The 12674-nt window shown below is 72.8% G+C and carries 12 protein-coding genes; 9 read left to right on the top strand and 3 right to left on the bottom strand.

The genetic code is table 11. From position 1 onward, the window contains the following. Positions 1-232: 232 nt before the first annotated feature. On the bottom strand, positions 233-1621 hold the full coding sequence (locus tag BLW82_RS37680) for an AbfB domain-containing protein (protein WP_093506204.1): 1389 nt from the start codon (positions 1619-1621) through the stop codon (positions 233-235). A 226-nt stretch (positions 1622-1847) separates the two neighbouring features. On the opposite strand from BLW82_RS37680, the gene BLW82_RS37675 reads away from it, so the two are divergent. The 3 genes from BLW82_RS37675 (at position 1848) to BLW82_RS37665 (ending at position 5206) form a co-directional block, all read left to right on the top strand. Beyond that, positions 1848-3272 carry an amidase gene (locus BLW82_RS37675; protein WP_093506202.1) on the top strand — a complete coding sequence of 475 codons (1425 nt, stop codon included), beginning with the start codon at positions 1848-1850 and terminating at the stop codon, positions 3270-3272. Positions 3273-3363: 91 nt separating this feature from the next. After that, entirely contained in the window at positions 3364-3582 is a 219-nt protein-coding gene (locus tag BLW82_RS37670) for a hypothetical protein (RefSeq protein ID WP_177233195.1), read from the top strand. Between the two features lie 133 nt (positions 3583-3715). Beyond that, positions 3716-5206, top strand: a complete 1491-nt coding sequence (locus tag BLW82_RS37665; protein ID WP_093506198.1) for a flotillin family protein — start codon at positions 3716-3718, stop codon at positions 5204-5206. A 62-nt stretch (positions 5207-5268) separates the two neighbouring features. Here the strand turns inward: BLW82_RS37665 and BLW82_RS37660 are convergent, their stop codons facing one another. Then, positions 5269-5682 (bottom strand): MarR family winged helix-turn-helix transcriptional regulator, encoded by a 414-nt coding sequence (locus tag BLW82_RS37660; RefSeq protein WP_093506196.1) that lies wholly within the window; start codon positions 5680-5682, stop codon positions 5269-5271. A gap of 62 nt (positions 5683-5744) precedes the next feature. Here BLW82_RS37660 and BLW82_RS37655 point away from each other — a divergent pair, with 62 nt between their 5' ends. Further along, entirely contained in the window at positions 5745-6545 is an 801-nt protein-coding gene (locus tag BLW82_RS37655; RefSeq protein WP_093508479.1) for an alpha/beta fold hydrolase, read from the top strand. A gap of 19 nt (positions 6546-6564) precedes the next feature. Beyond that, positions 6565-7014 (top strand): type II toxin-antitoxin system PemK/MazF family toxin, encoded by a 450-nt coding sequence (locus BLW82_RS37650; protein WP_093506194.1) that lies wholly within the window; start codon positions 6565-6567, stop codon positions 7012-7014. Between the two features lie 106 nt (positions 7015-7120). On the opposite strand, the gene BLW82_RS37645 is transcribed toward BLW82_RS37650, so the two are convergent. Next, on the bottom strand, positions 7121-7951 hold the full coding sequence (locus BLW82_RS37645; RefSeq protein WP_177233194.1) for a TIGR02452 family protein: 831 nt from the start codon (positions 7949-7951) through the stop codon (positions 7121-7123). A gap of 300 nt (positions 7952-8251) precedes the next feature. Here BLW82_RS37645 and egtA point away from each other — a divergent pair, with 300 nt between their 5' ends. Genes egtA through egtD form a run of 4 tightly spaced genes read left to right on the top strand, consistent with a single transcriptional unit; the run spans position 8252 to position 12661 of the window. Then, positions 8252-9589, top strand: coding sequence for an ergothioneine biosynthesis glutamate--cysteine ligase EgtA (egtA, locus tag BLW82_RS37640; protein ID WP_093506190.1), 1338 nt, complete (start codon positions 8252-8254; stop codon positions 9587-9589). Continuing rightward, positions 9586-10911 carry an ergothioneine biosynthesis protein EgtB gene (egtB, locus tag BLW82_RS37635; RefSeq protein WP_093506188.1) on the top strand — a complete coding sequence of 442 codons (1326 nt, stop codon included), beginning with the start codon at positions 9586-9588 and terminating at the stop codon, positions 10909-10911. The genes egtA and egtB overlap by 4 nt, the downstream gene beginning before the upstream one ends. Further along, the gene (gene egtC / locus BLW82_RS37630; RefSeq protein WP_093506186.1) at positions 10911-11702 is read left to right on the top strand and encodes an ergothioneine biosynthesis protein EgtC; all 792 of its coding nucleotides are present in this window, start codon (positions 10911-10913) and stop codon (positions 11700-11702) included. Before egtB ends, egtC begins: the two co-directional genes overlap by 1 nt. After that, positions 11699-12661 (top strand): L-histidine N(alpha)-methyltransferase, encoded by a 963-nt coding sequence (egtD, locus tag BLW82_RS37625; RefSeq protein WP_093506184.1) that lies wholly within the window; start codon positions 11699-11701, stop codon positions 12659-12661. Before egtC ends, egtD begins: the two co-directional genes overlap by 4 nt. Positions 12662-12674 lie beyond the last annotated feature (13 nt).

The raw sequence follows: 12674 nt of genomic DNA, 5'->3' as shown, positions 1-12674 counted from the left end.
CTCCGTTCCCCCACCCCCGCCTGCGCCCGTCCCACGGCGGGACAGCACGACGAACGCGGCGGCAGCCGGGAACGGATGCCGACACGCACGTCGGTGAGTGGATGACGACGAGTCTGCGGGCGGGCCCCCACCCCGGACGAGCCTGAACGGACGTGCGCTCCGTCCTACCGCACACCACGTCCGAGCAGGCATGATGGACCTGACACTCACTCACGCCCCGTCACCGCAGTGCTCAGCCCCAGGGCGCCACCGCCACGAACGAACTGTCCCGCCGGAACAGGTCGGTTCCGTTCGAGAGGTCCACGCGGAGTCGGTAGTCGTAGTGGCGCAGGTAGTAACCCGGGTAGTTGTACGACTCGAAGCGGACCGAGCCGTCGGCCGTGCCCGTGCGGGCGATGAACGTGGCGTCCCGGGCGAAGGCCGTCGTGCCGTCGTCCGGGTCGAAGCGGCCGCGGAAGTCGTAGTGGCGCAGGTAGTTCCCGGAGACGTCGCGGAAGGAGCAGGCGTCGGCGTCGGCGAGGCCCGCGACGACCGTGAAGGTGGCCGCCTTCTTGTCGGCGGTGGCGCCGGCGCCGGTCACCACCGGGAGGTCGAGGAGGGCGGACACCTCCTCCCAGTACCGGGTGGGGTAGTTGACCGACTGGAGGGAGCGGGTCGCGTTCCTCGTCACCGACGGGCCGCTCGGCACCGTCTCCTTGATCACCGTGAAGTGCCGGGCCGTGCCCGAGAGGGTCGGCAGGGCGGTCGGCGCGGACCACGTGGCGAACGTGTCGTAGCTGTCGCTGCAGTAGTAGTTGCCGTCGCCGTAGCCGTCGAAGAAGATCCGCCAGCCGCCGTTGTCGAGCTGGATCACCGAGGGGCCCTCGCGATAGCTGCCCCAGCCCGCCCAGTCGCCGGTCCTGGAGATCGTGTAGGGGCCCTGGAGACTGGCGGCTGTGCCGTACTCGATGTACTTCGCCGTCTCGTTCTTCGTGAAGGCGTGGTAGGTCGAGCCGATCCGCACGATGTACGTGTCGATGTGGTTCGGGCCGATGCCGGAGAGCGCGGTCGGTGAGGTCCAGGCCGTGAGGGCGGAGTCGGTCGCCGTCAGGACGTACGGGGTGAAGATCCACTCGTCGTCGGTGGTCGAGCAGGACACGATGACGTTGACGCTGCCGTCGCCGTCCACGAACCACTCGGGCGCCCAGGCCCGGGACAGGTTCGTGATGGGGACCGGGTAGTCGTACAGGAACGTCCAGTCGGTCCGGTCCGCGCTGCGGGCGAAGCCGATCGTGGTGCTCTCGTCCTGCCAGGTGTGGGTGGTGTAGGTGACGTAGTAGTAGCCGTCCGTGTGCTTGAAGACGCTGGCGTCGCGGATGCGGTTGGCGGGCGGGGTGTAGGCCGAGGACCGCAGGAGTCGGAAGTCGGTGGCGTCGTCGGACTGGTAGACGTTCACTGTCCCGTCGTCGCTGTTGAGGAACGGGACGATGGTGTAGCGGCTGGCGTGGCCGCTCGCGGGGGCGGCCGCGTCGGCCGTGCCGAGCAGGCCGGGCACCTCGCCCAGGGCAAGGGCCGTGGCGGGCAGGGCGGCCAGCGCGCGCAGCAGGGTGCGACGGGACGGAGCGGGGGGACGTGTGGTCACGGCGGCTCTCCGGGGTGCTCGTGCAGACCCGAACACGGCGATGCGTCCGGTATGTCGAACGGAGTTCGAGAAGTCGACGCAGAAAGTAGGAGTCACGCCAGGTACACGTCAATGCTTTGCGCAGGACTGGGGCACGGCCGGACGCCGCCTGTGCGAAACCTGTGCCGACGGGGCCGGATCGACGTTACTCTCCGGTAAACGATGCGCCCCGGAGGTGGGTCCCCGTATGCCGTACGACCGTTCCGCAGGGCTCGCCCAGTCCGTACACGCCCTGGCCACAGGCGAATTGACCTCGCGTCAGCTGGTCGAGGAAACTCTCGCGCGCATCGAGGCCACCCAGGACTCCCTCAACGCCTTCCGGATCGTGCGCCGTACGGCCGCCCTGGCCGAAGCGGACGCCGCCGACCGCGAGTTGGCCGCAGGGATGCGGCGGCCGCTGCTCGGGGTGCCGGTCGCGGTGAAGGACGACACGGACGTGGCCGGCGAGCCGACCGCTTTCGGCTGCCCGGGCGAGTTCCCGCCGGTGGCCGAGGACGGGGAGGCGGTACGGCGGCTGCGCGCGGCCGGGGCCGTGATCGTCGGCAAGACCAACACGTGCGAGCTCGGGCAGTGGCCGTTCACCGAGGGGCCGGCCTTCGGTGCCACCCGTAACCCGTGGCAGCCCGGACACACTCCGGGCGGTTCCTCGGGCGGGTCGGCGGCAGCCGTCGCGGCGGGCCTGGTGCCGGCCGCGCTCGGCTCGGACGGCGCCGGGTCCGTGCGCATCCCGGCCGCCTGGACCCACCTCGTCGGCATCAAGCCGCAGCGCGGCCGCATCTCCACCTGGCCGCGCGGCGAGTCGTTCCAGGGCATCACGGTCAACGGCACCCTGGCCCGCACGGTCGCCGACGCGGCCCTGCTGCTGGACGCGGCGAGCGGGAACCATCCGCGGGATCCGCACCAGCCGGCCCGGGTGACGCTCACCGAGGCGGTCGGCCGGGACCCCGGGCGGCTGCGCATCGCCCTCTCCCTCAAGCCGCCGTTCACCGCGCTCCCCGCCCGTCTGCGGCCGGAGGTGCGCAGCCGCGTCCTCGAACTGGCGGAGACCCTGGCGGAGTTGGGTCATACCGTCGAGGAGGCCGACCCGCCCTACGGCCAGATCGGGCTCACCTTCGTCCCGCGCGCCACGGCCGGGATCGCCGAGCGCGTCCGCGAGGCGCCGCACCCGGACCTGCTCGACCCGCGCACCCTGGAGGCGGCCCGCCTCGGCCGGCTGCTCGGCGGGGCCCCGCTGCGGGCCGCCCGGCGCGCCGAAGCCGCCCTGCGGGGCAGGATCGGCGCCTTCTTCGCGTCGTACGACCTGATCCTCGCGCCGACCACGGCCGCTCCCCCGCCCCGTGTCGGCGCGCTGCTGGGGCTGGGCCAGTTCGCCACCGACCGGGCGATGATCGCCGCCTGCCCCTACGCCTGGCCGTGGAACGTGCTGGGGTGGCCGGGGGTGAACGTGCCCGCCGGGTTCGTCGGGGGCGGCCTGCCGGTGGGCGCGCAGTTGCTGGGGCCGGCGGACAGCGAGCCGTTGCTGGTCTCCGTCGCCGCCCAGCTGGAGGCCGAACTGCGCTGGCACGAGCTCTGGCCGCCGCGGACCCCGGCCGTCGACGCCCCGGCGGCATAGGAACAGGCGGGGAGCGGGCGGGGCGCAGGCCGCTTCCCGCCACCGGGGCAAGTCCCTTTCCCGCCGCTTGACCTGCCCGTACCCTCTGACCATGGACGATGCGTCGATGGTCGGGCTCGTGGGGCGGGTCAGCGGAGTGATCGGGCCGGGGCTCGTCGGTGAGGTGATCGTCCGGGTCCGCGGGGGTGCGGAGCACTTCCTCGCGTACGCCGCCGACGGCACCGGCCGGATCGAGCGGGGCACGGTGGTGATGGTGGTCGAGTACCTGCCGCCGCGGACGGTCTACGTCACGCCCGCGTACGACAGTTGAGCAGGCATAGCCCCAGCTGAGGGGCGCATGCGTCAAGATTGCAACAAGGAATCGTCAGCGCCTTCACCCGGCGCTCGCGCGGGCGCACACTCCCTTCGTTCGGTGCCGAAAGGGCACCATTCAAAGGGGGCGTATGCCGATGGTTGTCGGCGTCGTTGCGGGGGTGGCGGTTCTCGCCGTTCTCGTGCTGATCGGTGTGTTCAAGATGATGTGGCGGGTCGCCGAGCCGAACGAGGCGCTCATCATCTCCGGTTCGAAGCATCGGACCGAGGGTCTCGAAGAGGGCATGGGGTTCCGGATCGTCACGGGGCGCGGCACGCTGGTGCTGCCGGGCGTGCAGGCGGTCCGCAAGCTGTCCCTGGATCTCAACGAGACCGAGTTGTCGGTGGACTGCGTGACCCAGCAGGGCATTCCGCTGAAGGTGCGGGGTGTGGTCATCTTCAAGGTGGGCGACGACTTCGTGTCGATCGCCAACGCGGGCCGCCGGTTCCTGGACCAGCAGAAGATGATGTCCGAGCGGGTGCACAACGTGTTCGCGGGTCATCTTCGGTCCATCGTGGGTGGGTTGACGGTCGAGGACATGATCCGCGACCGGGACAAGCTCACCGGGCAGACCCGGGCCGCCTGCGGCACCGAGATGGAGAAGCTGGGGCTGATCGTCGACTCCCTGCAGATCCACGAGATCGAGGATCCGACCGGGTACATCCAGAACCTGGCGATGCCGCACGCGGCGGCCGTGCAGCGGGACGCGCGGATCGCGCAGGCGGAGGCGAACCGGCTCGCCACCGAGGCGGAGCAGCAGTCGTTCGCCCGGATGGCGGAGGCCACCCGGGACAGCGAGATCCTCCAGGCCGGTTACCAGGCCGAGCGGGACAAGGCGGCCGCCCAGGCCCGCCAGGCGGGTCCGCTCGCCGACGCGGCCGCCCGGCAGGAGGTCGTGGTCCAGGAGACGCGGGTCGCCGAACTGGAGGCGCACCGGCGCGAGCAGCAGCTCCAGGCGGATGTCCGCAAGCCGGCCGACGCCAAGGCCTACGAGAAGCGGACGCTGGCCGAGGCCGAGCGTGACGCGCGTATCTCGGCGGCCCAGGCGAAGGCGAAGGAGACGGAGCTGGCGGCCGCGGCCGAGGCGACCCGGGTCAAGACGGCCGCCGGTGCCGAGGCCGAGGCGACCAGGTCCCGGGGTACGGCCACCGCGGCGGCGACCCGGGCGACCGGTGAGGCCGAGGCGGCCGCCGCGCAGGCCAGGGGTCTGGCGGAGGCCGAGGCGGCGAGGGCGAAGGGGCTCGCGGAGGCGGAGTCCATCAAGGCCCGTGCCGCCGCCCTCGCGGAGAACCAGGAGGCGGTCGTCGCCCAGCAACTCGCCGAGAACTGGCCGGAGATCGTCAAGGCCGGCGCCTCCGCCTTCGGCAACGTCGACAACATGGTGCTGCTCAACGGCGCGGACGGCATGGCCGAGTTGTTCGCCAAGGCACTCACCATGGGCGGCACGGGGCTCGGTCTCGCCCGGCAGCTGCTCGCGTCGATGAACCAGAACGGGCAGGCGCCGGAGGTGACTTCGCCGGTCCTCAACGGGGTCACGACTCCGAAGTCGCAGAAGGTGCAGGTGGAGGAGGGCGGCGAGTAACAGCCGGCGAACCACCGAAGCGCAGGGATGGCCCCCGGCCGCGGCTGGGGGCCATCCCCGTGTCATTCCTGCGCGTTGAGTCGCCGCAGCAGCTCCAGCAGCGTCGCCCGCTCCGCGGCCGACAGCCCGGCGAAGCAGCCGGCGAGCACCTCGCCGGCCACCCCGTGCCCGGCCGCCAGCGTCCGCTCCCCTTCGCGGGTGAGGTGGTGCTGGATCCGCCGCCCGTGGCCGGGCCGCCGTTCCACCAGCCCCTGCGCGGCCAGCCGCCCCACCAGCGTGCCGAAGGCCTGCTCGCTCTGGAAGGTGGCCGCGGCCAGCTCGCGCGCCGAGGCACCGGGCGACCGGTCGATGGCGCGCAGCGCGTCCCACTGCGCGAGGGTGGTGCCGACGGCGGCGAGCGCGCTGTCCATCGCCCGGTGCTGGCGGTACTGGGCCTGTTTCACCGCTCTTCCGAGAACTTGCAGGTCGTCGTGCATGGCTCCACTGTAACCGATGACTAAGCTTGTTTATATCAACATCCTTAGTTAGATTGGGCGGCATGACGACGAACCGCACCGTCCAGGTGTACCCCGACCTTCCCCTCTCCCTGACCGAGGCCGGTTCCGGCCGCCCGGTGCTCGTGCTCCACGGAGGCGGCGGCCCCGCCACGGTGGCCGGCCTCGCCGCCCGCCTCGCCGGGTCGGCCCGCACCCTCGCCCCGGTCCACCCCGGCTGGGACGGCACGCCCCGCCCCGACTGGCTGACCGGCGTCGACGACCTCGCCGTCGCCTACCTCCACCTGCTCCAGGACGCGGAGTTGAACGACGTCCTGGTCATCGGCTCCTCGCTGGGCGGCCGACTCGCCGCCGAGATGGCGATACGCGACACGGCCGGGGTGATCAGCGGCCTGGTCCTCATCAACGCGGTCGGCGCGGACATCGAAGGCGAGCCGGTCACGGACTTCTTCGCGCTGGACCCGCGCGCCCAGGCCGAGCACTCCTGGCACGACCCGGACCGCTTCTACGTCGACCCGGCCACCCTCCCCGCCACCGAACTCGCCCGCCGCCAGGCCAACATGGCGACCATGCGGCTGCTCACGGACGGCGGCCGGATGAGCGACCCGAAGCTGCTCCCCCGGCTGGGGCGGGTGCGGCAGCCCGTGCTGCTGATCTGGGGCGAGAGCGACCGCATCGTCACGCCCGCGTACGGGGCCGCCTACGCGAAGGCCTTCCCGCAGGGCCGGTTCGAGCCGGTCCCCGGAGCCGGTCACCTTCCGCACCTCGAACGCCCCGAGGTGACCGCCGAGTTGATCGAGGCGGAGCTGCGCAGCACCGGGACCCCGCCTGCCCCGGCCGGCTGAGGCCCCTTAGGGTGCCCTCGTGACTGTGTTTATCGACGACGAGAACATCCCCGGCCGGTACGGCCCCACCGCGACCACCGAGGCCGACCCGCACGAGGTCGGCAAGGTGCGCACCGAGTACTCCCCCGCCCACGACGGCGACCCCGACCCCGGTGAGATCGTGTGGACCTGGGTGCCCTTCGAGGAGAACGACGGGCGGGGCAAGGACCGGCCGGTCCTTGTCGTCGCCCGGGAGGCGGCCGGCACCCTGCTCGCCGTCCAGCTGTCCAGCAAGCAGCACGACAACGACCGCGAATGGGTGGCGATCGGCAGCGGGCCGTGGGACCGCACGGGCCGCGACTCCTGGGTGGACGTGGACCGCGTCCTGCGGCTGCACGAGGACGGCATGCGCCGCGAGGCCTGCGCGCTCGACCGGGGCCGCTTCAACCTCGTACGCCACCGGCTGCACGAACGCTACGGCTGGAACTGAGCAGGGCGTTCCGCCGGAACTGCCATGACTGTGCCGTCCGCGGCACCGTCGTGGCCGTTCGCGCAGTTCCTCCCGCAGCCTTCGGCCGGGGGCACCCCCAGCGCCCCTAACGGGGCGCGACGGTCCGGAACGTCTCCGCGAAGGCGGCCCGGACCACGGATCCCGGTGTGCGGTCCAGGACCCCGAACACCACGTGGGCGAAGGTCCCCGCGAACCGGCCGCCGGGGCCCAGCAGTCCCCGGAAGGCGGCCGCGACCTGTGCGGGGTCGTTCTGGAACACCCCGCAGCCCCAGGCGCCGAGGACCAGTCGCCGGTAGCCGTGGACTGCGGCCACCTCCAGCACCCTCTCGGCCCGTACGGCGAGGGCTCCCGGCAGTTCACCGGTCCGCTCCGGAGCCGTCCGCCGGATCACGCCCGCGTTGGGCGCGGCGGCCGTGAGGAAACCCACGCGGTAGGGCTCGGCGAGCAGCGCGCCGCGGTCGTCGCGGAAGACCGGGACGGCCGGGGAGTGGATCACGCGGTCCGTGTAGAAGGGGTCGCGGTGCGCGCGGTGGTGGTCGTAGTAGGCGGCGGCCTCGCGCACGCACGTGTACAGCGCGGAGGCGCGGCACAGGGCCTCCTCCTGCGCCTGGGCGCCGTTCAGGTAGCCGCCGCCCGGATTGCGGGCCGAGGCGAAGTTGAGCACGGCCACCGGGGCGTCGGCGAGGCGGCGGGCGGCCTCCAGGCTGCTCTCGCCGGTGACCTCGAAGACGGCGTCCGGCTCCGGGCCCGGGGCCGTCGGGACCGGCACCGGTTCCGGGCCGTACAGCCGCGTCCCCGCCCGTGCGGCCGCGATGTCGGCGGCGAGCAGGACCTCCCGGCCGTCGGGCGCCCGGTAGCCGCCCGCCGCCACGATCTCCTCGGTCTGCCGTGCGATGCCGCGCAGGCGCGCGCTCATGGCGCCACCCCCGTGGACGCCATGGCCGCGGCCCGCGCGGCCTCCCCCGTCGTGCTCATGCACGCATCCTGGGCGATGCTGGTGGTGCCGTGCAACGGAGTTTCGCTGGTCTGAAACGCCCGGAAACACGCAAGGAAGCAACAACGAAGCGGCAAGGAAGCAGAGGTTACCGATCTAGAACGTCCCGATAGGTACTCTTGTGCGAATCGACGTGAAGGTCTTGGGTGGTACGGACGATGCCGCCCCGGACGCATCCACGGCCGGGACGGTGGCATGGTGGAATCTCAGGAGGATCCCGACATGTCCGACTCAATATCCGACAGCGGCGACTGTACCGACGGGCCGGTGAGAACCGACTTCTCGGACGACCGCACGACTGTCACCGAAGCCGAGGTGGAGGCCCTGGTCAAGGGCATCTGCTTCAAGACCGGCCCGCCCCGCACGCTCGGGGTCGAGGTGGAATGGCTGGTCCACGAGCTGCGCACGCCGCAGCTCCCGGTGACACCCGAACGACTCGAAGCGGCCTACGCCGCACTGCGCACGGTGCCCCTGGGTTCGGCGCTCACCGTCGAACCCGGCGGCCAGCTGGAGCTCAGCTCGCCGCCCGCCGCCTCCCTCACGGAGTGCATCGGCACCGTCTCCGCCGACCTGGACGCCGTCCGCAAGGTCCTCGCCGAACAGGACCTCGGACTCGTGGGCGTCGGTCACGATCCCTGGCACACCCCCCGCCGCTTCCTGCGCGAGCCGCGCTACGACGCGATGGAGAGCTGCCTGGACCGGACCGGCACGGCGGGGCGCCACATGATGTGCTCCTCGGCGTCCGTCCAGGTCTGCCTGGACGCCGGCCACGAGGAGCCGGGCCCGCTCGGCCACATCCGGCGCTGGTGGCTGGCCCATCAGCTGGGCCCGGTCCTGGTGGCCGCGTTCGCCAACTCCCCGCTGGTCGGGAACCGGCCCACCGGCTGGGTCTCCACCCGGCAGCTGCTGTGGATGGAGATCGGCGCGGGCCGAGCGGGCGCGCCCGCGCTGGACGGCGATCCGCGCACCGCCTGGGCCCGGCACGTCCTCGACGCACCGGTGATGTGCGTACGGCGGGACGACGGCCCCTGGGACGTCCCCGAGGGGCTGACCTTCCGGGCCTGGACCCGGTCAAGGACGCCCGCCCCGCCCACCGGCGCGGATCTCGCGTACCACCTGACCACGCTGTTCCCGCCGGTCAGGCCACGCGGTCATCTGGAGCTGCGGATGATCGACGCGCAGCCCGGCGACGACGGGTGGATCGTGCCGCTGGCGGTGACGGCGGCGCTGTTCGACGACCCGGAGGCCGCGGAGACGGCGTACCGGACGGTGAAGCCGCTGGCCGAGCGGACGGGACCGCGGCCCGCCCCGATCAACCCCCTGTGGATCGACGCGGCCCGCTCCGGGCTCCGCGACCCGGAGCTGCACGAGGCCGCCGTCGCCTGTTTCGCGGCCGCGCTCGATGCCCTGCCGAGGATCGGCGCGCGCCCCGAGGTCGTGGACGCCGTGGCGGCGTACCGGGACCGGTACGTGCTGCGGGGCCGCTGCCCGGCCGACGATCTGCTGGACCGACTGCGCGGCACGGCCGGTCGCGCCCATGGGAAGGACATCAGCGCATGACCGAGACCGACGTCGACATCGATATCGAGACCCTGCGGGACCGGGCACTGAAGTCCCTGACCACGGCCCGCGACCGCACCACGCTGCTCACCAGCTGCGTGGAGGGGCCCGACCTCACCGCCCAGCACTCCCCGCTGATGTCCCCGCTGGTCTGGGACCTCGCGCACATCGGCAACCAGGAGGAGCTCTGGCTGCTGCGCAACGTCGGCGGCCGGGAGGCGATGCGGCCCGAGATCGACAGCCTCTACGACGCCTTCGAGCACCCGCGCTCCGAGCGGCCCTCACTGCCGCTGCTGCCGCCCGCCGAGGCCCGGCAGTACGCGGCCGAGGTACGCGGCCGGGCCCTGGACCTGCTGGAGGGGGCGGCGTTCCGCGGCAGTCGGCTGACGGAGGCGGGCTTCGCCTTCGGGATGATCGCGCAGCACGAACAGCAGCACGACGAGACGATGCTGATCACCCATCAGCTCCGCAAGGGCCCCCAGGCCCTGACCGCCCCGGACCCGGCTCCGGCGCCGCCGTTCACCGGGCCGCCCGAAGTCCTGGTCCCCGGCGGCCCGTTCACCATGGGCACCTCCACCGAGCCCTGGGCGCTGGACAACGAGCGCCCCGCGCACCGGCGGGAGGTGGCGCCGTACTGGATCGACACCACGCCGGTGACCAACGGTCAGTACCTGGCGTTCATCGAGGACGGCGGTTACGAGCAGGAGCGCTGGTGGACGCCCGAAGGCTGGGCGCACATCCGGCAGCACTCCATCACCGCACCGCACTTCTGGCACCGGGAGGGCGGTCAGTGGCTGCGCCGCCGGTTCGGGGTCACGGAGGTCGTGCCGCCCGAGGAGCCGGTGCTGCACGTGTGCTGGTACGAGGCGGACGCCTACGCCCGCTGGGCCGGGCGCCGGCTGCCCACCGAGGCCGAGTGGGAGAAGGCCGCCCGGCACCACCCCGGCGAGAACCGGTCCCGGCGCTACCCGTGGGGCGACGCCGACCCGGCGCCGCACCACGCCAACCTGGGCCAGCGGCACCTGCGCCCGGCCCCGGCCGGCAGCTACCCGGAGGGCGAGTCCCCGCTCGGCGTACGGCAGCTGATCGGAGACGTGTGGGAGTGGACGTCCAGCGACTTCCTGCCCTACCCCGGCTTCACCGCCTTCCCGTACAAGGAGTACTCGGAGGTGTTCTTCGGCCCCGAGTACAAGGTGCTGCGCGGCGGTTCGTTCGCCGTGGACCAGGTGGCCTGCCGGGGGACGTTCCGCAACTGGGACTACCCGATCCGGCGGCAGATCTTCTCCGGTTTCCGTACCGCCCGGTCGGCGGAGGCCGCCTGATGTGCCGTCACCTGGCCTGCCTGGGACCCGAGGAGCCGCTCGGGCGGCTCCTCGTGGAGCCCGAGCACTCCCTGTACCGGCAGTCGTGGGCACCCCGGCTCCAGCGGTACGGGACGGTCAACGCGGACGGATTCGGGGTCGGCTGGTACGCCCCGGACGATCCGCAGCCGGCCCGTTACCGGCGCGCCGGGCCGATCTGGGCCGACCAGTCCTTCGCCGACCTGGCCCGGGTCGTGCGCACCGGCGCGCTGCTGGCCGCCGTCCGGGACGCGACCCTGGCGGGCGCGGACGCGGAGGCCGCGGCGGCGCCGTTCGCCGCGGGCCGCTGGCTGTTCAGCCACAACGGGGCGGTCCCGGGCTGGCCGGGGTCCATGGCGCCCCTGGTCCCGCTGCTGCCCCCGGCCGACCTGCTGTCGATGGAGGCACGCACCGACTCGGCGTTCGTCTGGGCGCTGGCCCTGCACCGGCTGCGGTCCGGTACGGAGCCGGGCCGGGCCCTTGCCGAAACGGTTCAGCAGGTGGCCGGGGCAGCACCCGCGGCCCGGCTCAACCTCCTCCTCACCGACGGCGAGACCATCACCGCCACCGCCTGGGGCGACAGCCTCCACTACCTCGCGGAACCCGGCCTGCGCACCGTCGTCGCCTCCGAGCCGTACGACGACGACCCGCGCTGGCAGGAGGTCCCCGACCGCACGCTGCTCACCGCGAGCCGCGCGGGCGTCGTCCTCACGCCCGTCGAGAACCCGGTCGAGGACCTGGCATCGGTACCACCTAAGGAGCCCTGTACGTGAGTCCCTTCCTGGTCACCCGCACCCTTCCCGAGGACGCGACGGACGCCGCGCTGCGCGCCGATGTCCTGACCGGCCTCACCGCAACCCCCAAGACGCTGCCGCCCAAGTGGTTCTACGACGCCCGGGGCAGCGAGCTGTTCGAGCGGATCACCGAGCTGCCCGAGTACTACCCGACCCGGGCCGAGCGGGAGATCCTGCTCGCCCGGTCCGGCGAGATCGCCGCCGCGAGCGGTGCCCGCACCCTGGTGGAGCTGGGCTCTGGTTCCTCCGAGAAGACCCGCCTGCTCATCGACGCGCTCACCGGCCTGGAGGTGTACGTCCCGGTCGACGTCAGCGAGAGCGCGCTCACGCAGGCCGGGGAGGCGCTCGTCGCGGAGCGGCCGGGGCTGTCCGTGCACGCCCTGATCGCCGACTTCACCGGCCGCCTGGAGCTGCCCGAGACGCCCGGGCCCCGGCTCCTGGTGTTCCTCGGCGGCACGATCGGCAACCTGCTGCCGGCCGAGCGGGCGGAGTTCCTGGCCTCGCTACGGCGGCGGCTCGCGCCCGGCGACGCGCTGCTGCTCGGCACCGACCTGGTCAAGGACGAGGGGGTGCTGGTCCGGGCGTACGACGACGCGGCCGGGGTGACGGCCGAGTTCAACAAGAACGTCCTCGCCGTCGTGGACCGGGAGCTGGGCGCCGACTTCGACCCGGAGGCCTTCGACCATGTCGCCCTGTGGGACGCGGACAACGAGTGGATCGAGATGCGGCTGCGGTCCCGGGTGGCGCAGACCGTGAAGGTGCCGGCGCTCGATCTGGCCGTGGACTTCGCGGCGGGCGAGGAGCTGCGCACCGAGGTGTCGGCGAAGTTCCGGCGGGCCGGGGTGACCGCGGAACTGGCCGGTGCGGGACTGGAGCTGACGCACTGGTGGACCGACACGCAGGGACGCTTCGCGCTGTCGCTGAGCGTGGCCCGCTGAGTGCTTCGGCGGA

Origin of the sequence: Streptomyces sp. Ag109_O5-10 (assembly GCF_900105755.1) — a bacterium.
GTDB lineage: Bacteria > Actinomycetota > Actinomycetes > Streptomycetales > Streptomycetaceae > Streptomyces.
The sequence above is the reverse complement of the archived record's forward strand: the minus strand, read 5'-3'. Positions and strand labels throughout refer to the sequence as shown.